This window comes from Martelella radicis, assembly GCF_014196625.1.
Classification (GTDB): Bacteria; Pseudomonadota; Alphaproteobacteria; order Rhizobiales; family Rhizobiaceae; genus Martelella; species Martelella radicis.
The window spans coordinates 15,931-38,225 of the sequence record NZ_JACIDZ010000012.1 but is presented as its reverse complement, the minus strand read 5'-3'; the positions used below and the strand labels follow the sequence as shown (position 1 = coordinate 38,225).

19 protein-coding genes are annotated in these 22,295 nt (G+C 62.8%); 3 read left to right on the top strand and 16 right to left on the bottom strand.

The window, feature by feature from the left end; translation table 11 throughout:
- Positions 1–141: 141 nt before the first annotated feature.
- On the bottom strand, positions 142–1,125 hold the full coding sequence (locus GGR30_RS16585) for a LysR family transcriptional regulator (protein ID WP_246413982.1): 984 nt from the start codon (positions 1,123–1,125) through the stop codon (positions 142–144).
- A 135-nt stretch (positions 1,126–1,260) separates the two neighbouring features.
- Here GGR30_RS16585 and GGR30_RS16580 point away from each other — a divergent pair, with 135 nt between their 5' ends.
- Complete coding sequence (locus tag GGR30_RS16580) at positions 1,261–2,766, top strand: amidohydrolase family protein (RefSeq protein WP_183488396.1); 1,506 nt, start codon at positions 1,261–1,263, stop codon at positions 2,764–2,766.
- Positions 2,767–2,781: 15 nt separating this feature from the next.
- Positions 2,782–3,744 (top strand): NAD-dependent epimerase/dehydratase family protein, encoded by a 963-nt coding sequence (locus GGR30_RS16575; protein ID WP_183488388.1) that lies wholly within the window; start codon positions 2,782–2,784, stop codon positions 3,742–3,744.
- Between the two features lie 3 nt (positions 3,745–3,747).
- Here the strand turns inward: GGR30_RS16575 and GGR30_RS16570 are convergent, their stop codons facing one another.
- The 5 genes from GGR30_RS16570 to GGR30_RS16550 form a co-directional block, all read right to left on the bottom strand.
- Entirely contained in the window at positions 3,748–5,334 is a 1,587-nt protein-coding gene (locus tag GGR30_RS16570) for a gamma-glutamyltransferase family protein (RefSeq protein WP_183488386.1), read from the bottom strand.
- Positions 5,335–5,341: 7 nt separating this feature from the next.
- The gene (locus tag GGR30_RS16565; protein WP_183488384.1) at positions 5,342–6,499 is read right to left on the bottom strand and encodes an amidase; all 1,158 of its coding nucleotides are present in this window, start codon (positions 6,497–6,499) and stop codon (positions 5,342–5,344) included.
- 112 nt (positions 6,500–6,611) lie between these two features.
- The gene (gene hpxZ, locus GGR30_RS16560; protein ID WP_183488382.1) at positions 6,612–7,025 is read right to left on the bottom strand and encodes an oxalurate catabolism protein HpxZ; all 414 of its coding nucleotides are present in this window, start codon (positions 7,023–7,025) and stop codon (positions 6,612–6,614) included.
- Complete coding sequence (locus GGR30_RS16555) at positions 7,022–7,807, bottom strand: cysteine hydrolase family protein (RefSeq protein WP_183488380.1); 786 nt, start codon at positions 7,805–7,807, stop codon at positions 7,022–7,024. Before GGR30_RS16555 ends, hpxZ begins: the two co-directional genes overlap by 4 nt.
- Positions 7,807–8,235, bottom strand: a complete 429-nt coding sequence (locus GGR30_RS16550; RefSeq protein WP_183488378.1) for a cupin domain-containing protein — start codon at positions 8,233–8,235, stop codon at positions 7,807–7,809. The genes GGR30_RS16555 and GGR30_RS16550 overlap by 1 nt, the downstream gene beginning before the upstream one ends.
- Positions 8,236–8,494: 259 nt before the next feature.
- On the opposite strand from GGR30_RS16550, the gene GGR30_RS16545 reads away from it, so the two are divergent.
- Complete coding sequence (locus tag GGR30_RS16545) at positions 8,495–9,397, top strand: LysR family transcriptional regulator (RefSeq protein WP_183488376.1); 903 nt, start codon at positions 8,495–8,497, stop codon at positions 9,395–9,397.
- Between the two features lie 271 nt (positions 9,398–9,668).
- Here GGR30_RS16545 and GGR30_RS16540 read toward each other — a convergent pair whose 3' ends face one another.
- The 10 genes from GGR30_RS16540 to GGR30_RS16495 all read right to left on the bottom strand — a co-directional run bounded on the left by GGR30_RS16540 (position 9,669) and on the right by GGR30_RS16495 (position 22,104).
- Positions 9,669–11,357: an ABC transporter permease subunit gene (locus tag GGR30_RS16540; RefSeq protein ID WP_183488374.1), complete on the bottom strand. Its 1,689-nt coding sequence runs from the start codon at positions 11,355–11,357 to the stop codon at positions 9,669–9,671.
- A complete protein-coding gene (locus GGR30_RS16535) occupies positions 11,354–12,406 on the bottom strand; it encodes an ABC transporter substrate-binding protein (protein WP_183488372.1) in 1,053 nt (350 codons plus the stop codon). Before GGR30_RS16535 ends, GGR30_RS16540 begins: the two co-directional genes overlap by 4 nt.
- Before the next feature lie 27 nt (positions 12,407–12,433).
- The gene (locus tag GGR30_RS16530) at positions 12,434–13,459 is read right to left on the bottom strand and encodes an ABC transporter ATP-binding protein (RefSeq protein ID WP_183488370.1); all 1,026 of its coding nucleotides are present in this window, start codon (positions 13,457–13,459) and stop codon (positions 12,434–12,436) included.
- Positions 13,449–15,059 (bottom strand): CocE/NonD family hydrolase, encoded by a 1,611-nt coding sequence (locus GGR30_RS16525; RefSeq protein ID WP_246413980.1) that lies wholly within the window; start codon positions 15,057–15,059, stop codon positions 13,449–13,451. Before GGR30_RS16525 ends, GGR30_RS16530 begins: the two co-directional genes overlap by 11 nt.
- A gap of 4 nt (positions 15,060–15,063) precedes the next feature.
- Positions 15,064–15,879, bottom strand: a complete 816-nt coding sequence (locus GGR30_RS16520; protein ID WP_183488366.1) for a creatininase family protein — start codon at positions 15,877–15,879, stop codon at positions 15,064–15,066.
- A gap of 179 nt (positions 15,880–16,058) precedes the next feature.
- Positions 16,059–17,057 (bottom strand): LysR substrate-binding domain-containing protein, encoded by a 999-nt coding sequence (locus GGR30_RS16515; RefSeq protein WP_183488363.1) that lies wholly within the window; start codon positions 17,055–17,057, stop codon positions 16,059–16,061.
- Positions 17,058–17,141: 84 nt separating this feature from the next.
- Entirely contained in the window at positions 17,142–18,380 is a 1,239-nt protein-coding gene (locus GGR30_RS16510) for an amidohydrolase family protein (RefSeq protein ID WP_183488361.1), read from the bottom strand.
- Between the two features lie 3 nt (positions 18,381–18,383).
- Positions 18,384–19,574, bottom strand: a complete 1,191-nt coding sequence (locus tag GGR30_RS16505) for an amidohydrolase (RefSeq protein WP_183488359.1) — start codon at positions 19,572–19,574, stop codon at positions 18,384–18,386.
- 24 nt (positions 19,575–19,598) lie between these two features.
- Positions 19,599–20,630, bottom strand: coding sequence for a questin oxidase family protein (locus GGR30_RS16500; RefSeq protein ID WP_183488357.1), 1,032 nt, complete (start codon positions 20,628–20,630; stop codon positions 19,599–19,601).
- Positions 20,631–20,649: 19 nt separating this feature from the next.
- On the bottom strand, positions 20,650–22,104 hold the full coding sequence (locus tag GGR30_RS16495) for an NAD(P)-binding domain-containing protein (protein ID WP_183488355.1): 1,455 nt from the start codon (positions 22,102–22,104) through the stop codon (positions 20,650–20,652).
- Positions 22,105–22,295 lie beyond the last annotated feature (191 nt).

Sequence of the window (22,295 nt, the reverse complement as noted above, 5' to 3'; positions counted from 1 at the left end):
TGATTGGCTGAAACCCGGGTCGCGGACAGGTCGGCCGCTTGCCGTGTGTCAAGAAGAGGTCCGCAGAAGACCGGCTCTCTCGAAACCAATTAAACGGCAGGAATTGACGTTTCATAAGACCCCTTGCCCCAATAGACTCTATTAGTTCCCACTAATGGCTTCGGGCGAAGTTTCACTTGATGGATGGGGTGTGAATTCGCTTATCTCTTTGGCAACCCGGCGCAACAATTTCCTGAACCACTGATTGCCGGGGGAGAGATGCGACCGTTCATGCCACAGCGTGTAAAAGCTCATCCGGGCGAGTTCCGCCGGCGCGCCGACAACCGAGAAGGCGCCGGATTGCGCCATCTGCTCGGCAAAGGGGCGGCTGCTGGTGAACACCAGATCGGTGCGCGCCAGCATGTGCGGCACCAGCGTGAACTCGGCAACCGACATGGCGATCTCGCGCTTGGCATCAAGCTGGGCGAGCTGACCGTCGATGGGGCTGATGGCCGGGCTCGTATGCGGCGTCGGCGAAAGATGGTCGAGGTTCAGATATTCCTGGAGGTCGATGCGGGAACGGCCGGCGAGCGGATGTTCGTTGCGCATCACGAGAACGATATCGGTCTCAAGCAAGGGCGCAAAGCGCAGGTAGTCGCGCGGCAGCGGCCAGTTGCCGATCACCAGGTCGAGCTTCCCCTCCTCGAGCTCGGTAAATATCCGGGATTCTTCGGGAATCGTGCAGAAATCGAGCGGCATGTTGGGCGCTTCGCGGCGCACCAGTTCACCGATGCGCGGCATGAAGAAGGTGCCGAGGCAATTGGCGGCGTAAACGCGGAAGCGGCGATTGTAGCTCGCCGGATCGAACGTATCCTCGGAGACGGCGAGCGCATCGATCTCGCGCAGGATGTTGGACACCTGGGCGCGGATCGCAATGCCCTTCTCCGTCGGGATCAGCTTCACGCCGGAGCGCACCAGCAGCGGATCCCCGAGAATTTCGCGAAGCCGCTTCAGCGCGAGCGAAACGGAAGGCTGGCTCTGTCCGAGTATCGTGGCGGTCTTCGAGACGCTGCATTCATCAAGCAGCACGTCGAGAATGCGCATCAGGCGCAGGTCAAGTCCGTGGTCTCCGGCTGGTGTGGCCAAAACATGGATTCCTTTCACAAGGCTCGCCGGTTCGCCCCCACCACAGGCGCCCCGGTCGGCTTAACGTCATCCCCGATAGACAATTATGCAATTTTCATGCCGCCCGAACAAAGCGGCGGCCAAACGGAGTAAAGCATGGCAATCCTGATCAAGAACGGCCTCGTCATCAACCAGAAAACCGGCGCGCACAGCTTTGCGCGCGGCGATGTGCTGATCGATGGTGACCGGATAATAGGCAAAGGCGGTGATCTTTCGGCACGCGCCGCCGCCTTTCAGGACCTGCAGGTGATCGATGCCACCGACAAGCTGGTCATGCCCGGCTTCATCGATGCGCACATGCATTCCAATGAGGGCTTCGAGATGGGCCGTTATGACAACCTGCCGCTCGAAATCTGGCTGTCGGAGGTCTATCCGCCCTTCGGCTCGCCGGCGATGAGCTGGCGCGAGCATTATCTGCGCGCCATGCTGGTCGCGATCATCTCGCTGCGCTCGGGCGTCACCACGCTGCAGGACGATGTGATCAACATCTCCGGCACGCCGGAAGCCGTCGACGCGACCGCGACCGCCTTCCGCGACGCAGGCCTGCGCGGCTGGATCACCGCGTCGATGTGGGACGAAAGCTATTGCAACAGCCTGCCCTTCGTCGGCGATCTCGTACCGGCGGACATGAAAGCGCGTCTCGATGCCATGCCCGCGCCCGACTGGAAGGCGCAGATCGAATTGTTCGAGGAATTGTCTGGCAAGTGGCACGGCAAGGACAATATGCGCATCATCCTCGGCCCTTGCGGGCCGCAACGCTGCTCGGAGAAACTGCTGCAGGAGGTGGCAAGCCTTTCCGAAGCGCGCGACCTGCCGGTCCACTGCCATGTGCTGGAAACCAAGACCCAGGCCGTGACCGGCGAGGAGAAGTACGGCCGCACGCTGGTTCAGTTCCTGAAGGATATGGGCCTGATGACCCATCGCCTGACCATGAACCACGCGATCTGGCTGACCGATGAGGACATCGCGACGATGGGCGAGGCCCGCTGCTCGACGACGCATAATCCGCTGGCAAATCTGAAGCTCGGTTCCGGCGTTTCACCGGTGCGGCGGATGATGAATGCCGGCGTCAATGTCGCGCTCGGCTGCGATGGCGTGGCCTCTGCCGACACCGCCGATATCTTCGTCGCCTTCAAGGCGGCCGCCGGCCTGCACAAAATCGGCACATTCGACTACAATGACTGGATCTCGGCCCATGAGGTCTACGACATGGCAACCACGTCTGCCGCCCGCTCCAGCCTTATGGAGAAGGAAGTCGGCACGCTGGAGGAAGGCATGCTCGCCGACGTCATCCTGATGGACAAGACCGACTGGGGCTTCATGCCGCTGCATGACCCGATCAAGAAGATCGCCTTCTCGGTCAATTCCGATGTCGTCACCCATTCGATCGTCGGCGGCAAGCTGGTGATGGAGGATCGCAAGCTCACAACCGTCAACGAGAACGATCTGCGTGGGGAAATCGCCGAGGCGGCTGCGAAATTCGAGCGTGACCACTGCCCGGAAATGAGCAAGGGTGCGGCCGAAGTTCGGCCCTATCTCGACCAGATGTACGACACGGCAACGACGCGCGAAATCGGCCTTTATCCGCGTGTGAAAGTGTAAGGGAGGAGATCGCCCATGGCCTCCGTCGCCATCATCGGCGCCTCCGGCATGATCGGCGCCAGTCTCGCCCGTACGCTGATTACACGCGGCGCGCTCGGCCGAGAGCGGCTTGACGCGCTCATCCTCTCCGATATCCGCAAGAGCGATATCGAAGGGGAAGCCACGCATTGGGTGACGGGGGATGCGGCGGATTTCGAAACCATAGACCGGCTGGTGGCGTCCCGACCGGACGTGATCTTTCACGTCGCCGCCACCGCCATGGGCCAGGCCGACAGCAATTTTTCCATCGGATATCATATCAATTTCGATACTGTGCGGGCCACTGTGGAAGCGATCCGGCTTGCCGGCGATGACTATTGCCCGCGCCTTGTCCATGCCTCCTCGATCGGGGTCTATGGCGCCCCCTTCCCGGCCCTCATTGATGACGCGGTTCAGCCCCGGCCGGACAGTTCCTACGGCACGCAGAAGCTGATGAGCGAGGCGATCATCGCCGACTATTCGCGCATGGGCTTTGTCGACGGCATCTGCCTGCGCCTGCCGACAATCGCGGTGAGGCCCGGCGAGGCCACCCATGGCAATTCCGGTTTCTTTTCCAACATCATCCGTGAACCGCTGGAAGGTCGCCGCGCGGTTCTTCCCGCCTCGGACGACGTGCGCCACTGGCTGGCCTCGCCGGAAACGGCGGTCGCGCAGCTCATCCACGCGGCAAACCTTGAAGGACCGATCCCGGCTGAGGCACGCGCGCTCGTCATGCCCGGCGTCTCGCTGACGGTCGAAGTGCTGCTTGCAGCGCTTGCCGAACGGGCGGGCGAGGACTTGTTGTCGCTGATCGACCGCACCGATCCGCCGGTCTACGGACCACAGGATTTCCCGGCCTGTTTTGCAGCCGAGACGGCCCGAAATCTCGGCTTTCCGCTGCTGGAAGAAAGGGCCGTGGATTTCATCGATGGCTTTCTCAGAAAGCGTTTCCCGGCCTGAGCCTCAATCCACCAGCGCCAGGCCATCCGCACGCGGATCGGTCGCCGCCTCCATCAGCCCATTTTCGTGCAGCACGACGGCGCCGGCGTGACCGGCGGCATCGGAAAATTCCGGCAGCATCTCGACATCGTGGCCGGCCGCTTTCAGGGCAGCAACAAGGGCGGGATCAAAACGAGCCTCGAGCTTCAGCGTCGTCGTCTCCTCGCCCCATGTCCGGCCGAGCAACCAGCGCGGCGCGGTGACGGCGGCCTGCAAATCCTCGCCGAACTGCACATGGCGCGAGAACACGGCGGCCTGCGTCTGCGGCTGCCCCTCGCCGCCCATCGTGCCATAGGCCATCACGCGCCCGTCCTTCAGATGCGCAAGCGCGGGGTTCAGCGTGTGGAAGGGGCGTTTTCCCGGCGCAAGCTGGTTGGGCCCAGGAGACAGCGAGAAACCCGCGCCGCGGTTCTGGAAAAACACGCCGGTCTCGGGACAGGTGAGGCCGGAGCCGAACTCCCAATAGACGCTCTGGATGAAGGAGACGACATTGCCGAAACGGTCCGCTGCCCCCATCCAGATCGTGTCGCCCTCTGCCGGCTCGTATGGCCAGGGCAGCGCCGCTTTCATGTCGATCTTCGCGGCCAGCGCATCGAGCCGGTCATCGGCGAGCCAGGCTTGGGCGGGTTCGGCCATGAAATCCGGATCGCCCAGCCCTTCATTGCGTTTGAAGAAGGCCTGCTTGGTGGACTCGATCAGACCGTGGAGATGGTCGAACCCCTCGCCCTCGGCAACGCCCAGCCGATCGAACAGCGCCAGGATCATCAGCGAGGCGATGCCTTGCGTCGGCGGGATCATGTTCATCAGCCGGCCATGCGATGTCTCGACGAGCAGCGGATCGACGATGCGCGCCTCGTAAGCGGCAAAATCCTCCAAACGCAGCGGCGATCCGGTTTCCTCAAGGAAAGCGGCATGGGTTTGGGCGGTGCCGCCGGTATAATAGGAAGATAATCCTTCCACCACGAGCTTGCGCAATGTCGCGGCAAGCGGTTTCTGGCAGAGCCTGTCGCCCGCCTTGGGGGACGCGCCGTCCAGCAGGAAGGTCTCTGCAAAGCCGGGCACATCGCGCAAGCCGTCGAGCTTGTCCGCCGTGCACTGCGCCTGATTGCCGGTAACCGCGATGCCGTTTTCGGCATAATGGATTGCGGAAGAGAGCAGATCTTCGAGCGGCAGGCGCTTTTCGCCCGGCACGAGCGACAGCGCCTTTTCCCAGCCTCCGATCGTGCCCGGTACGGTGAGCGCTGCAAGGGCCCCGCGCGTTGGCATAGTCTTCTCAAAACCGTGGTTCGCATACCATTCCGGCGTTGCGAGGCCTGCAGCCTGTCCGCAGGCGGATATGCCGGTGACCTTCTGGCCCGGCCTGTGGACCAGCCAGAAACCGTCGCCGCCGATGCCGTTCATGTGCGGATAGGTAACCGCGATCGTCGCGGCGGCAGCGACCATCGCCTCCATCGCCGTACCGCCGGCACGCAGGATGTCGCGGCCGGCAAGCGCCGCAGCGCGATGCGGCGCGGTGAAGGCTCCGTCGAAGCCCGTCGCGGAATGAAGCATGATACCCTCAGATAAAGCGTTTCGCCGTTTCGATCAGCAACAGGTCGCTGCCGGGTGCTGCAACCAGCGAAAGCCCGAGCGGAGAGCCCTGGCTTGCGGCGATCGGGATGGACAATTGCGGCAGACCGCCATGGCCTGCGATTGCCAGCATGGCGAGCGCACGGTTGCGGAAGGTTTCGACGATGTCGTTGCCGGCCGTCAGAAGCGGCGCAGGCCCCGGCGAGGTCGGATAGACCATGATGGTGCCCGGCTGCAGCACGCGCGCCAGATGGGCGCGGAAGGCCTCGCGCTTGGCCCTGGCCTCCTCGAATTCCTCCGGCGTGATCTTCGCCGCCATGGCGAAACGCTCGCGGATGCCGGGACCAAAGTCCGGCTCGCGCTTTTCGATCCAGGCCCCGAAATGCTGCCAGATCTCATAGCCCTGGTGGGTGCGGAACACAGGCAGCAACGCCTTCAGGTCCCCGCCCGGCAGAAGCGAGCTGTCATTGCGGTCTCCCCTCGGAAGCGCCGACTTCAGCGCCGCGGCCGCCTCGTCCTCGCACAGGCGCCAGACATCGGTGGGGTAGACCAGCCGGACATCCGCATCGACTTCCTGCTCTCCCGCAAAGATCTCGCCAAGCGTCTCGAGCGTCTCGAGATCGCGGGTGAGGAAACCCGGCACATCGTAGCTTTCGGCAAGCGGCAACAGGCCGTCGCTCGGCACCAGCCCATGGGTCGGCCGCCAGCCGAACAGGCCGCAGAAGGAGGCAGGCAGGCGCACAGAGCCGCCCGTATCCGACCCAAGCCCGATATCGGCAAGGCCGGACGCGACGGCAGAGGCCGAGCCGGAAGAGGAACCGCCCGGAACGCGCGAAGGCGCCGCCGGGTTCTCCGGCGTGCCGAACCGGGCATTCATCCCCATCAGGCTATAGGCAAGCTCATCCATATGCACCTTGCCGGCAAGGGCGGCGCCATTGTCGAGAAGGGTCTGGACCGCTGCGGCGTTTCTGGCCGCAGGCGCCTGATCCTCGGCCCATTCGGGATTGCCGCCGCCGGTGACCGTTCCTTCGATGTCGAAATTGTCCTTCACCGCAACGGTGAGGCCCGAAAGCAGGTCGGAAACCGGCGCCTCGGCGGTGATCGGAGGTTCGAAGCGTTCGACAAAGGGACCGATGGATTGCGTCATGAAGCCTGCCCGGAAATTTGAAGATCGATAACCGGAGCATGCACGCAGGTCGTTGAAAACGCAACGCAAAGCGTAACGTTGATGCGACGGAACACAGACCGGCTAATCGATTTTAATGTGAATTGCCCATCAGCGAGACATGAGCGGCGGCAACCTTCCAGCCATTGGCCGTGCGGATCCAGGTCTGGCTCTGGCGACCGCGAACGGCAGCGCCCGGCCGCTGGAACTCGAGGTCGCAGACCGCGCAGTCCTTGCCGAAGGTGGTGATCTGGCGGCGGATGACGTCGCGCTGCGGCGAACCGCCCGAGCGCCCCTTGCGGAAATCGCGGATTTCGGAAATGCCGTAAAGGTTCTCGCCAACGCCGTAGCGCAGCGTGTTCTCGCTATCCCAGAACAGCGCGTCCAGCGTATCGAGGTCGTTGTCCATCAGCGCCTTTTCGTAGAGGTCGCAAAGCCTGGTGACCTCTTCCAGAACGTCGGGAAGGTTGACGGGCTGAACGGCGGCGTCCTTGTCTTGCTGTGTCATGCGTCTGCTCGTGAAAGGCCGGCGACGATATCGTCTGCGGAACAGACGAAGCCGAAGCACTGGCGTGTGTTGTAAAGGGTGGCGTCCATGCAGAATTGCGGCGAGGTGGTTGCCGAGCAATCCTCCACCATAATGCAGTCATAGCCGAGGAAATTGGCGTCCTGCAGCGTGCAGAGCACGCACTGGTCGGCATTGACGCCGGCAAAGAGCACGGTGGTGACGCCGAGATTGCGCAGCACGCTGTCGAGTTCGGTATCCTGAAAGCCCGACATGCGGAACTTGTCGACGGAAATGTCGGTTTCCGCGATCTCCAGTTCGTCGACCACGGCCGCCGCCCAGCTGCCCTTTTCCAGAACATGTGCGCCATTGGGCAGCGGATCGCCGATGCCGGTTTCCCGCCCCGTGGGCTTGTAGACGTGGAGTGTGGAGGGCGGCAGGTTGGCCTTATCCGGCCGATTGCCCCAGTTGAGCCAGATGACCGGCACTTCGGCTTCACGCAAGCCGGGCAGCAGGCGCTGCAACGGTTCGATCGGCGCGCGCGCGGGCGTCACGTCAACCCCGATGCCGGCAAGCCAGCCATCGGGGTGGCAGAAATCATTCTGCATGTCGATGACAATGATGGCCGTGCGGTTCAGATCGAAGACGATCTCGCGCTCCTGATCCTTCACGGCAAGCGGACGCGGGTCAGGCTGCGGCCGGATCATGTCGACACGGCCTTTTGAAACCTGCCACCGGTTCAGCCGCGAGGGGCCGAGCGGCAGGGCATCGGCGTCTTTCCGCATCAGGCCGCCTTCCCGGTCAGCACCTTCAGGTCTTCCGCATCAAGCGACACGCGCTCGCCGGAGCGGATCAGTTCGGCAAAATCCTGGTTCGGCGTCATCACCGTCAGCGTGTAGAGCTTCGAGGAGCCGGTATTCTTCACCACATGCTCAGACCCCGGACGCAGCATCAGCGCGTCGCCCTTCTTGATCGGCATTTCCTCGCCGTCGCTGGAGGCGATGCCCTCGCCCTCGATCACATAGAAGAATTCATGCGCATGGCTGTGTTCGTTCGGGGGCGTCGCGCCGCCGACGGTGAATATCTCGATGACGAAGATATTGTCGATCTCGTCCTTCTTCGGATCAAACAGGATCGCGAAATAATTGGTGTCGGTCGGCGCGATCTTGAAGACTTCGGCCTTTTCGACCTGTTCGAATGCATAGGTAAGCATGGGACCCTCTGGAATTCTTTTCTGACGCAAACAGGGGCCGGCATGAGCGGCGCGGAGCATTTCAAGGTGGTGGGAGACCTTAATTAACCGCTCATGCCGGAACCGAAGGCTGAAACCGCCGCATCTGCTGGGGAAAAATCGCTTTGCGGTGGCCCATGACGCCTTCAGCACTGACGCTATGGTGCTGTAGTTTTTGTCGCTTTAAAAGCATTTATTTTCGCATAGAATGTTGCCTGAAAGGCAACATAGGGAATCCGCCATGCTCCACGGTCGCCTGCTCAATTATCTGGACGAGGTCGCCCGCACGGGGTCTGTGCGCAAGACGGCCGAACGGCTGAATGTCTCCGCCTCCGCCATCTCGCGTCAGATCGCGGCGCTGGAGGAAGCGTTGGACACCCAGCTCTTCGACCGCAGCCGCAGGCGCCTGACGCTGACGGCGGCCGGTGAAATCCTCATCGGCCATGTGCGCGAGACGCTGAAGGGCATGAACCGCGCCGAGGCGATGATGGAGGACCTGAAGGGTTTGCGCCGCGGGGTCGTTACGATCGCGCTGATGAGCGGCCTTGCCGCCAACCTCCTGCCGCGCGCCGTCGGCCGTTTTCAGCGCGCCAATCCGGGCATCAGCGTCAGGATGATGCTGATGACGACGGGCGATGATATCCGCAACGCGGTGCGCGCCGGCGAGGCCGATATGGGGCTGGGATTCGATTTTCCGTCGGATGCGGATATCAGTATTCTTGAGATCGCCGTCGGACGACTGGGCATCGCGGTCGCGCCCGACCACCCGCTGGCGCGTTCCACCAGCGTGCGCCTGTCCGAATGCGTCGGCTATCCGGTCGCCGGCGCCGACCCGACCACGGCGATCCGTCCGCATATCGAACAGGTCTTTTCCCGCGCAAACCTGCAGCTGTCATTCGCGGTGGAGGCCAATTCGATCGAGATGATGCGTCATCTCGCCATGAGCGAAGGTTATCTCACCTTCCTCACGCCCTTCGATATCGCGTTTGAAAGCCGCATGGGCCGGCTCGTCTATGTGCCGGTGCGGGAGTTCCAGTCCGAAACCCAGCAATTGATGCTGATCGGCGGGCGGCGCAATATTTCGGCAATTGCCAGCGTGTTCGTGGAGAATATCCGGACCGTGATGCGGGAGATGGCGGATTGAGTTCTAGCCTGATGCCTTGTCAGACGGTGGGCACCTTTTTACGGCACAGCCCTCCATAAACACCCCGTCATGCCGGCCTTGAGCCGGCATCCTGTGTTGTCTTCTCTCGGGCCATGCTGACCATGATCACGCAGGCCCCCTTGACTTAGCCCTGGACCCCGGCTCAAGGCCGGGATGACGGAGAAAGGGTAGACGGGAGCCGATGGCATGCATTGACCGAAATCCGACTTCTCCTATGCAAAAGAGGAAATCGGATTCCCGACCCACTACACTACCTTGCATAAAGCCTGTCCAGCCGCACGAAGCGGCCGACGACGGCGAGCAGCACGATGGTCAGCAGGATCAGCACGGAGGAGAGCGCATGCGCTGTCGGCCTCAGTTCGAAGGAGGCTTCGGCGTAGAGGCGCACCGGCAGGGTCGTCAGCCGCGCCGTGGTGAGGAAACTCGTCACCGTCACCTCGTCGAAGCTTAAGAGGAACCCGACAATCGAGGTGGCGAACAGGCCCGGCAACAACCCCGGCACGATCACCAGCAGGAAGCGTTTCCAGGCATTGGCGCCAAGGCTTGCCGCTGCCTCTTCCTGTGCCTCGTCCAGCCCAATCACCGATGCCGTCAGGAGCGTGATGGCAAAGGGCAGGATGACCACGACATGGATCGCCACGAGGCCGATAAAGGCCGGCACGGCCACATAGATCTGCAGGAGCTTCAGCATGCCGACGCCGAGCGCCACATGCGGCAACGTCAGCGGCAGCAGCCAGAAGGCGAGCAGCGCCGAGCGGCCCCGGAAGGGAAAGCGCGCCAGCGCAAAGGCTGCAGGCACCGCAATGATCAGCGACACGGCAAGAGCCGCCAGCGCCACCTTGACCGAGACGATGAAGGAATCCGTGTAATAGCCGGAGACGAAGACCTCGTGATACCAGCGCAGCGTGAAACCGCGGAAACCGGCGGCGGTTGCCAGTTCCACATCGTTGAAACTCTGGATGAAAACCAGGCCGAGCGGGAGCAGAAGCAGGACGACCGAGGCGGCAAACAGCAGCCAGGAGACAATCGGACCGGCGAAATTGACGACCGGCTCGACAAAGCGCGGCAGCGCGATCGGCCGGCTCTTGCCGCCGTAGCGCCAGGTCATCAGCCGGTTGAGCGCCAGCGTTGCCAGCACGGCAAAGGCAAGGCCCGTGACGGTCATCACCAGTGCAAGCGCTGCGGCGAGCGACGTGTTGAGATTGTGCATGGCTTCCTGCAGCACCAGCATGCCGGTGGTCCAGACCTTCTTGCCGCCCAGCATGGTGGCGGAGACGTAAGAGGTCGAGGACATCAGGAAGACGACGATCATGCCGGATTTGAGCCCCGGCAGGGACAGCGGAAGATCGACCGTCAGAAAGCGGATTGCGGGCGAGGCGCCGAGGCTTTGGGCCGCCTCATGCACGCGCGGCGAAGTGTTCTGCAGATTGTCGTAAAGCGCCAGAACCATGAAGGGCATGAACACCTGGGTCAGCGCCACGATCACCGCGCCGTGGTTGAACAGCATGGTCTTGACCGGCGGAATGCCGAACCAGCCGGTGACGATGTTGATCAGCCCTTCCGGCGACAGCAGAAGAATGATGCCGAGCGAGCGCACGACCACATTGGTCAAAAGCGGAATGAGAACGATGGCAAAGGCAAAGGCGCGGTATTTGCCCGGCATGCGCGCCAGCCAGTAGGCCACGGGGTAGCCAAGCAGCGCCGAGACGATGGTGACCGCGACCGACAGCCAGATCGTCTCGAACACGACCCGATAGTAGAAACTGTCGGAGGCGATATCGATGAACTGCTGCAGCGAGGGCGACTGGATCAGCGGTCCGAACGGGTCGGAATATTCATGCAGCGACAGGAATACCACCGCGACAAGAGGCGCGGCAAAAGCGATCAGGAGCCAGATGGTGACCGGCGCTGAAAGCGCCGGTCCAAGCCATTTCCTCATCCGGCGATCTCCCGGTCGTAGATGGACTGCCATTTGTTGCGGTTGCCATTGATGTAATCCCAGTCGAAGTCGACGAGCGTGTCGATCTGGTCGGGCATGATCAGCTTGCTCTGGATGTCTGCCGGGATATCGGCGTTGGTGACCGTCGGGGAGTAGTAGATCTCCTTGGCATAGGCCTGCATGACTTCCGGCGACAGGTGCAGGTTGACCCATTCTTCCGCGAGCTTCTGGTTCTTCGTGCCCTCGGTGATGCAGGCGACGTTCATGGCCAGCGCCTTGCCTTCTTCCGGATTGGCCAGCGCGAAATCGGGATTGCGTTCCTCGATGTATTTTTCGCAGAAGCTGCCGAACTCGACCGAAAGGTCGGCGATGTCCTGGTCGAACATGTCGAAGAGCTGCGCCTGGCTGCCCTGGATGGCGGCAAACGGCTTCAGTTCCTTGACCTTGTCGAAGCCTTCCGGCGCCATCTTGGTCTGGTCGCCGAACCAGGAAAGCGTCGACATCATCAGCGCGGAAATGCCTTCGGCGCCGAGGCCGTTCGGCCATGCGATGCGACCCTGCCATTCCGGCTTCCACATGTCCTTCCAGGACGTGATCGGGGCGGATGCCTTGGTCTTGTTGTAGACGATGGTGCAGGGGTTGATGGCGACGCCATAACCGCCTTTGCGGGCGATCGGGTAGAGGTACTGGGCGTTTTCAACCGCATCGCTTGCCGGCTGGGTGACGCCGTCCTTCACCGCCTGACGGCTTTCGAAGATGTTGAGGTAGAGGACGTCGAAACTCGGACGGCCGCGTTCTGCATAGGCGCGGGCACGGCGCTCGACGGTACCACCCAGAACATAGGAGATCTTGCAGCCGTATTTGTCGACCAGAACCGGCTCGATATACTGCTTGACGATCTTTTCCTGGGTGCCGCCCCAGATGCCGACGACCAGTTCGTCACCGGGCTTCGGGTCCGGCGTCTGCGCGCGAACGAAGGAATAGGGAGCGGCAAGCGTGGCGGCGCCGCCCAGAATGAGTTTGTTGAAGGAACGTCTCTTGATGTTCATGACAGCTGTTCTCCTGGTTTTGTTTTTCTAGATAAAGGTGGTCCCGCCCGGTTCGGCGGTGACCTGGCATGCAGTGCCGACCGGCGGCGGCGGCGTGTCGGACGGAACGACAAGCCGGATCATGCCGCAGGCGGCCTGGATATCGGCTTCATAGGTCTCGCCAAGATAGGCTGCATTGACGAGCGTTCCTGAAACCGAAAGCGGGGAATTCTCCTGGCCGAAGCGCAGCCTTGAGGCGCGCAGCACCAGTTTGGTGGCCTTTTCCGGAGCGCCGGCGCAGGTGATGCCGGGGGCCGAAAACACGCCATTTTCCACCTTGCCGTCGATCACCGTGCGGTGGCCGAGGAAGGTCGCGGTAAACGGGCTCTTCGGCTGGTCGCAAAGCGCAAGCGGCGTGCCGATCTCGCTCATCACGCCCTTGCTCATCACCGCCACGCGGTCCGACATGGAAAGCGCTTCGGACTGGTCGTGGGTGACGAAGATGGTGGTGATGCCGAGACGCTGCTGCAGCGAGCGGATTTCGTTGCGCATATCGGCGCGCAAATTGGCGTCGAGGTTCGACAGCGGCTCGTCCAGAAGCAGCACATCCGGCTCGATCACCAGCGCGCGGGCAAGGGCAACGCGCTGCTGCTGGCCGCCGGAAAGTTGACCGGGATAGCGGTCGGCATAGGGGCTGAGGCCGACGGTTTCCAGCGTCTTCGCCGCCCGCTCCCGCCACTCGGCGCGCGAGGCGTTGCGCATCCTGAGGCCGAAGCCGACATTGTCGATCACGGTCAGATGCGGAAACAGCGCATAGGACTGGAAGACGACGCCGATATTGCGCTTGTGCACCGGCTTGTGGCTGATGTCCTTGTCGTTGAGGATGATGCGGCCGCCCGAGGGCTCAACGAAGCCGGCGATCATCCGGAGCGTCGTCGTCTTGCCGCAGCCGGACGGGCCGAGCAGCGACAAAAGCTCGCCCTTGGGCACTTCGATGGTCAGGCCCGAAACGGCCGTTGTATCGCCATAGGTCGCCGAAACATTGTCGAGGGTGAGATAGGGCTTAGGCGCCATTTGCGGTGTCCTCATTCAGAACGGAAAGCACGAGACGGCTGGCTTCGTGGCGGATCGCCAGCGTCAGCGGGCTGGCATCCGGCCCGCCGGCCATTGCCGGGTCTTGTGCGTGGAGAGAAAAGGCGGGCCAGGCGGCGGCCTGCAGCGACAGGCGAAGGCTGAAGCCCGCCGGCACTGTGACATAGGCCGCACGCAAACCGACGCTCACCGGCGCACCCGTGTTTTTCGTACGGGTAATGCCGGTCTGGATCACGTTCGCGCTTCCGGTGGGGGTGACCAAAGAGAGCGTGGCAACGAGATCGAAGACCGGTGCTTCCGTCGATATGGTGATGTCGGCCCTGACGGGCCCGCAAAGGGTGAAGGGTGAAGCCTGGGGCGCGGAGGTGTAGACGGCGACATCGGAGCGATCGTCGGCCGGAGCCCGATCGACGAAGCCCGACGGCTCGCCGACATGGCCGCCGACAAGCGGCGCCGGGCGGAAGGGATCGCTGACGAGCACGTCCTCGCCATTGCCCGGCTCATCGCCAAGCCTGCCGTCATTGGCAAGGGTGGCGGCAAGCCCGCCGGATGTAAGAGCCAGTGTCCGTTCCGTCGTCGCGGGCCACTGATCAAGTTGCGTCCATACCTTCGCGCCCATATCGAAGAGGGTCAGCGACCGCGGCGGTGCGCCCTTGCCCTTCAGATAGAAATCGAAGAAGGCGATATTGGCGCGATCGACCGAATACGTCTCCGCCTCCGGGATACGGGCCGCGCCGCTCGCCCCGTTCCATGGCATGTGCGTCCATGGTCCGACGGCAAGATGGGCCGTCTTCGGCGATGCATCACGAAAGGCTCTGTCGGCGCCGAGCGTGCCCTCCAGCATGAAGTCGAACCAGCCGCCGGTATGCAGAACCGGGATGTCGAGCGGGGCGTCCTTCAACAGGCGCTCCGGGGAGACCTGATCCCAGTCGCGTTCGGCATTGTCGAGCCAGCGCCTGAGGTGGGAGAGATCCGGGCGTTCGCAGAGATAGCGCGCGATTTCCGCGAGGCCGCTCAGGGTCGACAGGGCGGCATGGGTCTCGCGGTCACCGTCATGGGCGACTTTCAGCAACGCCATCTGCTTCGCCCAGCCGACCATGCCGGCATAGCGCGGCGCGCCGCCCTCATAGGCCCAGTCCTTCTCCGGCGCGAAGGACCCCATGGCCGGCGCCATGGCATCGACCTTCGCGCCGCCGGCAAGCGCCAGATATTGCGTGATCGCCTGATAGGAAAAGCCGTAAAGCCCGATCTTTCCGTTGCAGCCGTCAAGGCCCCGTGCCCACGCGACCGTTTCCACGCCATCGCTCAATTCCTGGCGCAGGCAATCGAAATCACCTTCCGACGCCCCCATGCCGCGCACATCCTGCACCACCACGAGGTAGCCGTGGCGGGCATACCAGGAGGGATGGGCGAGGACGACGGTGGAGGCGATTTCCTTGCCATAGGGCTGGCGCATCAGAAGAACCGGCCAGCCCCCCTCGCCCGCCGGCCGATAGACATCCGCCGCCAGCACCACACCGTCTTTCAGGGTGAGGTGTTCGACGCGCTTTGAAACAGCAGATGTCGGGTTTCGGGCCAGCAAGCGATCAGTCCTTGAACATGGTCTTCTGGGTGAGCCGCTCCATCGGGAAGGCGAGAACCTCTTCAGCAAGCGCCACGAGGCTCTGAGCGGAACGCTCGACATGGATCTTGCCGCGTTCAGCGTCGGCAGCTGCGGCGTTACCGCAGGCGCCGGAGGGGTGCAGGTCCTGGGTCTGCCAGCCGAAGCCGATCCGCCCTTCCGCCGTCAGCACCTGATTGCCGCGCTCCATCTCCACCGACATGGGCTGGAAGTCATCGGCATACTGCATGTCGACCAGATCGGGATGCAGATGCAGCATGGTCGAGGTTTCGGATTCGCCGCCATGGATGCCGTGCTTCAGCTCGTGCTCGCTGTAGAGTGCGGCTTGGCTTGCGCCGTCGGACACCCATGAGGAGACGGCGAACATGCCGCATTTGATGCGAAGCTCGCGGCAGACGATTTCCATCACCTGCGGCTGGCCGCCATGGGAATTGGCGAAGATGATCTTCTTGCAGCCTGCGCGCGCCACGCTCTCGCCGATCTCGAACCAGAGGCGGGCGAGCGTCTCGTAGGACAGCGTCAGCGTGCCCGGATATTCCAGATGCTCGACCGACTTGCCGATTGCCTGCATCGGCAGGACCAGAACCTTCATGTCGTCGGGCATGATCTCGACGGCGCGATTGATGATCCCGGCATTGATGGCGCTATCGACGCGGACCGGCAGGTGCGGGCCATGCTGCTCGACGGCTGCCACCGGCAGGATCGCGACGAATTCCGACATGTCCATATCGGTGAAGTCCTTGGTCGTGTGATCCCACCACCAGTGCGATTTGAGCGGCATTTGGCCTTCCTTCCATCCATCGTCCGGGCAAAGCTCCGCCGGCGGCGCGAGCAACAAGGCTCGGCACGGCAGATAAACCGGACTAAGTTTTATGCAATTTCGATTTGTGCCTACATTATGATCATGGCATTTGACGTTCGGCAATTCCGCCGTGAGTTATATGCGGTATAGGCTCCGGCTTATACCGCCGCGAGTTCGGCAAGACCGGCCATGGCGGCAGGCGTCGGCCGCGCTTCCAGATCCGCACCGTAACGCCTTGAAACATCACGAATAAGATTGCGAACCCAGCGATTGGCCGGGCTCTTGTGCGCGCGTTCGTGCCAGAGGAGATAAAGCCGCATATTGCCAAAATCGCGCGGCGCGGGAACGACGCAGAGGCCGTAATCCGGATAGCGGTCCACAACGAACTCGGCATAGGGCCGCGCCGTCGTGAAGATCAGGTCGGTGCGCGCGATCACCGGCGGCACCAGCGCATATTCGGGGACGGACAGCGCCACCCGGCGGTTGACGCCAAGCTGCTTGAGCCGTCCGCCGATGGGACTGAAGGAAGGGCGCACGACCGAGCCGAGCGAGAGGTGCGGCAGGTCGAGGTAATCGTCCAACGACATGCTGCCGTTTCCGGCAAAGGGATGATCGGCCCGCATGATGCAGGCGGTCTCGCAATCGAAGATCGTGCTGGAGCGCAGGCTTTCATGTGGCGCCGGCCAGTTGGCAACGAGCAGATCGGACGCTCCGGAACTCAATTGCTCGGTCAGATCGTCATTTTCCGAGGGCGCAAAAAAGTCGATCGAAGCGGCCGGAGCCTCCTTGCGCAGCCGTTCGGCAATCGGCGGAATGAGAAAACCGTTGAAACAGCTCATCGCCGAGACCCGCATGGCGAAAGCGGTGGTGGCCGGATCGAAGGCCTCTTCCGGGCTGATCGTCTCGCTGAGTTCCGCCAGGATGCGGCCGAGCGAGGTCCGCACCGCCTCTCCCCGCTCCGTCACGGCCATGCCCTGCCCGCTCCTGACCAGAAGCGGATCATCGAAAACCAAGCGCGCGCGTTTCAGCACCGCGCTGACGGAAGGCTGGCTCTGGCCGAGCCTGGCTGCGACGCGCGAGACGTTCTGTTCGCTCAACAGAAGGAAGGTCGTGCGTAAAAATCGGACATCAATCGTGCCGTTCTGATCCGTGATCATGCAAATCGCCTTTCACATGCACAAAACGGTCTCCCAAGCTGACTTAATGCAATTTGCGTGCCGATCCGGCCACGCCCTCGTGTTTCATCCGCCCGATGAACAGAAAATCCGGGCTGGCGGACGCTCGAAGGTCCTTTTCCCGTTTCGCCAGCCGCAAAGGGCCGGCGCCACCCTCGCCACGGCCTCGGCCGGGTTTTCCGCATCAAACAGCACCACCGTCGCCGGTCCGCCTTCCACGATGGCGGCGGGCTCTCGCCCCAGCAGCCGCTCCGCCTGCCCGGACATCATGTCGTAGACGGTCGCAAGATCGTCCGGCGTGCCGAGCTGGGCGATATTGGCGTAGAGATTGGCCATGCGCATCAGCGAGGCATCGCCGAAAGGGGTGAACGGGTTCAGCACATTGTTGGTGGAGAGCGTGGCGATGCCGCCCGCCGCAATCAGCCTGTGGCCGGGCGTCATCCCGCGCGGCACCAGATGCGTGAACTCGCGGCCATTGAGGTAAAGATCGGTCGCCGGCAGCACGGTCAGCGCGATGCCCGCCTCGGCAAGTGCCGCAAGCGCTTCGGCAAAGGCGTCCGGTTCAAGCGCGGAAAGCTTGGTGACGTGACCGATGGAGACGCGCTCCTGATAGCCGCGCCGCTTCGTCTCGGCGATGATTGCACCAAGATTGGAGCCCTCCGGCTTCAGGTCGAAATCGACGTGGAAATCGACATTGGCGCCGAAGCGCTCGGCAAGGTCGAAGATCTTCGTCACATGGATAGCAGGATCGGCATCGGTATAGGGGCAGCCGCCAAGCTGATCGGCGCCGTTTGCCAGCGCCTCGGCCAGCATCTCCTCCGTGCCCGGGTCGTTCGTCAGCCCCTCCTGGGCAAAGGCGCAGATGATGATCTCGATGGCATCGGCATAATCGCGCCGGATCGCCTTGATCGCCTCGAAGGAGCGGAAGCCCGCGCGCGGATCGATCTCGACGAAGGTGCGCATCAGCGTCGTGCCATGCGAAATCGCCTGCTCGACGACCGTTGCGGCGCGAGCGTAGACATCCGCCTCGGTGAAGGCCGCCTTGGCCTTCGCGGTTTCGCGCACGGCTTCGGCAAGCGTGCCCTCGCAGAGCGCGCAACGGTCGATAATCCCGGCCTTGTCGAGGTGGATATGGGTTTCCGTGAGCCCCGGCGTGGCCAGCCTGCCGCCGGCATCGAACGAGGGCGCATCGCAGGTAATGCCGTTTGCAACAGATGCGATACGGCTGCCGGAAAAGGCGATATCGACCGGCGTCTCTTGTTCTGCGAGGCGGGCATTGCGGATGATGAAATCGATCTCCGCCATGAACTACACCAGCCGCCCGGCTTCGGCGATCCTGCGACCGGCCTTGAAGACGGTGCGGCGCACGGGGCGCTCGGCCAGGGTCTCGGCAATGCTGCCGCAATCGACCAGAATGAAATCGGCAGGCGCGCCGGGGGAAAGCGGGTCGGCCCGACCGAGCATCGCGCCTGACGCCTCGGTCACCAGCTCAAAGGCCCGCTCAAGATCATCATCGGCGCGGAAATCTTGCCGGTCGCAGATGATGCCTGCGCGCTCGATCAGATCGCCATTGCCGAAGGGCGACCAGGCATCGCGGATATTGTCGGAGCCGCAGAAAACGCGCACGCCGGCTTCTGCCAGCCGCTTGACCGGCGGCATCGGCACGGGACCCGGGCCGTTGGTCATGATCGACACGCCGGCGCGCGCCAGAAGCGCCGCCGTCCTGCCGAAGTCTGCTTCATCAAGCTCGCCAAGGCAGAAGGCATGACTGACGGCCACCCGGCCCTGAAGCGACAGCGCGATCGTGCGCTCGGCAATCTGGCGCAGTTCGAAAGCGCCAAGCGTGCCGCCGTCATGAAGATGCAGGTCGACGCCGACATTGTGCCTCTCGGCAACGGCAAACACGGCATTGAGATGACCCTCGATATCTTTGTCGATGCCGGCCGGATCCAGCCCGCCGACAAGGTCAGCGCCAGCCGCGACAGCCTCGTGCAGCAGCTCTGCCGTGCCCGGATCACGGATAATGCCGGATTGGGGAAAGGCGACGATCTCGATCTCGATCAGATGGCCGTGGCTCTCTCTCAGCGACAGCACCTGTTCGAGCCCCTTCAGCCCGATCTCGGTGTCGATATCGACATGGCTTCTGACGGCGACCGTTCCCAGTGCGGCGATCTTCTCGATCAGCGCCCCGCCGCGCGCACTCACGGGAAGCGCGACCGTGCGGCGCAGTTCGCGCTCGGCGGCAATCCGTTTGGCTACCGTCTCGCCCGGAATATGCGGAATGAAGGGAAGGCCGATCAACGTCTTGTCGAGATGGATATGCCCGTCGACAAGCCCCGGCAGGATCATCTTTCCGCCGCCGTCGAAGCGCTCGGCCGTATCGGGAACATCAACCGTCCCTTCCGACGCAAATCCGGCGACAAGCCCCTCCCGAACCAGGAGCGTGACGCGCTCACCCCGGTGATTGCGGATATTCTCAACGGCGATATGTGCAGGCAATGGCTTTCCTCAGTCGATCAGGCCTCAGTCGATCAGGCGAAGACGGCGGGCGGCGGCAACGCGGTAGAGCCGGTCGCCGCCCCATGCTTTCTGCTCTTCCGAAGCCGAGAAGGCCAAGCTGACGTCGTGCTCGTCATAGGAGGCAATGGCCGCCGCCTTGATCTCCGGCCATTCGGGGGCATCGCGTTCGCGCATTTCCTGCACCTGGTCTGCCGTTGGAAAGACCGGAAAGCCGATCTTGGGAATGAGCGCGGCAATCACCTGCCAGAAGGCGCGGTAAAGCGGCTCGACCTTGTCCTCATCCACATGCGGGGTGATAAGGCGCATCCAGTGCATGCCGGTGAGCGCGTGCAGCGCGGAGAAATCCAGCGTGAAGGCGAAGGCAACAAGCGACACCTCGGTCATCCGCCGCACCGTGTTGTCGTGAAACCGCAGCCGATCGATCACCGGGGCAAACCCCGGAAGCGCGCCGACAGCGCGGATGTTGTGCCAGAGCAGATCGGTCTCCGTCTCGTAATCGCGGATGCCCTCGATCTCGGCGATGCCGGCGAGCACCTCCGCCGGATCATCCGTGTCAGCTTCGAACCTGCCCGGCCCCGGCAGCGGCAGATAGGTCGCCGCCCAATAGCCAAGCGCGTGGCCGACCTCGCGGGCGTCATTCTTCAACACGCCATAGGCAAGCCGCATCAGCGGATGCGTCGCGCTTCCGGCAATCCCCAGCGTCATCGCCGGGAGATAGGCGCGGATTGCCTTGTCGATGCCGAGGCGCTGCACCTCGCCGACGAAAAAGCCGCGATAATCCGCCTCGCGGGCGCGGTCGCCGAGCGCTTCCTGCCAGTTGCCGGGATTGATCGGCGCGACGGGGGCGGCGATCGGCGGCACGGCATGGGCGTCACGATAGGTCTCGTACCATTCGTCGAGCCGCTCAGGCGTGGCGCCAAGGCGATCGAGCGCGATCAGCACCATCGGCACGTGATTGGCGAGCATGTAGGGAAATTCGAAACTGCGCGTCTGGGCCTTGGCCAGCACGGCATCGAGTGTCAGCGGTGTCGTCATGTTGTCCTCCCCGGCCCTATCAGGCCGAGACCCTTCCGCGCGGATTGAAATGCTGTTCGCGATAGCCGGCAAGCTCTTCCCGGAAGCGCGCGGCGTCTTCCAGGAAAAAGGCCCGCGTCATGCCGTCGGCGATGCGGGCAATGCCGTATTTGACCCCGGTGATGCCGTTTGAAACCGGCCCGAGGCTCGGCACCGCGCCGCCATTGAACATGTGGATGCGCGAGATCCACCGGTCGCGCGCCTCATCCATCGGCGTCAGTTCGAATGTGCGCCCAAGATAGGGCGCCTGCAAGACCGGCGGGCATTCCTCGCCTTCAGGCGGTATGAAACGGTCGCGCCAATGGGCAAAACGCCCCTCAAGGGGGAGAAGCTCCGGCCGCATGGAAAAATCGACGCTGTAGCCGGTGCCCAGCAGAATATGATCGGCCATCAGCGAGCCATTCTTCGTCTCGGCGCGGATGCGGCCGTCCTCGACGGCAAGCGCATTTATGCCGCTGCCAAGCTCCATCGTGAAATTCGGATAGGACGTGGCGCGGTCATACTGGTCCTGCGTCGGCGGCACCTTCAGATCATAATAATGCCGCGAAAAGCGCCATTTCTCTACATCCGGCAATTCAGCAAAGGTGCCGAGATAGCCGGGGAAATTGGTCCATGCGAGCACCTCGGTGCAGGCAAGTTCCTTTGCGCGGGCGACCATGGTCACGCGGCGCGCGCCCGCCTCAAGCGCGGTCACGGCCCAGTCGAAGCTGGAGGTGGCCGAGCCGAGAACGACCACATCCTTGCCCTTAAGATGACCGTCATCGGCCTCTTCGCCGCTATGCGTCCAGAATGCCTTGGGAAGTGCGGCGACATTCTCCGGCACATATGGCCCGCCGCAGCCATCCATGCCATTGGCCATGATCAGCCGGCGGCAGGTGATCTCGCCGGGAAGCCCCGCATTGCCCGAAATCGTCAGGCGCACGCCCTCTTCCGCTTCGGCCACGGCCTCAAGCCGGGTTTCGTTATGAACCGTCACGCCGCTCGCCTGGCGGAACCAGAGCATGTAGCGCATCCAGTCCTCGCGACCGATCTTCTCAAGCCCGGCAAAGGTCTCGGCGCCATAGACGGCTTCATACCAGGCCCGCGGGCTGAGGCTCGGAATGCCGAAATCAGGACCGGCCAGCGTCTTCGGCGAGCGCAATGTCTTCATCCGCGCGGACGTGATCCACGGCCCCTCGCGCCCGGCTGCGGCCTGATCGATGACCAGAACACCCTCTATGCCGCGACGCCTGAGCGCAAAGGCGGCAGAAAGGCCGTTCAGCCCTGCCCCAACGATCACGACATTATAATGAGCCGCGTCTGCCGGCTTCTTCAACCACACCGGCGCCTCGGCCTCGATACACTCCATCTCCCATGTAGCACGGGCGGCAAGCTGTTCGAGTCGCTGCTCAAGGCCGCCGGAAAAAGACGGCGATAGGTCGGATAGGCACTGCATTCTGGTTCCCGATCAGGCGTTTGCTCAAAATCAAGGCAAATCCGGCCGGAATTGTCTGATTTTTGGGCGATTATGTTCTTTTTTGTGATTTTTTCCCTGAATCCTTTTTTTGTCAAGTGCGCTTGAGTGCGTTTTTGTTTGATGTATAGTGCTTATCGATCATGACATTCATGAGAACAACAGATGCATGA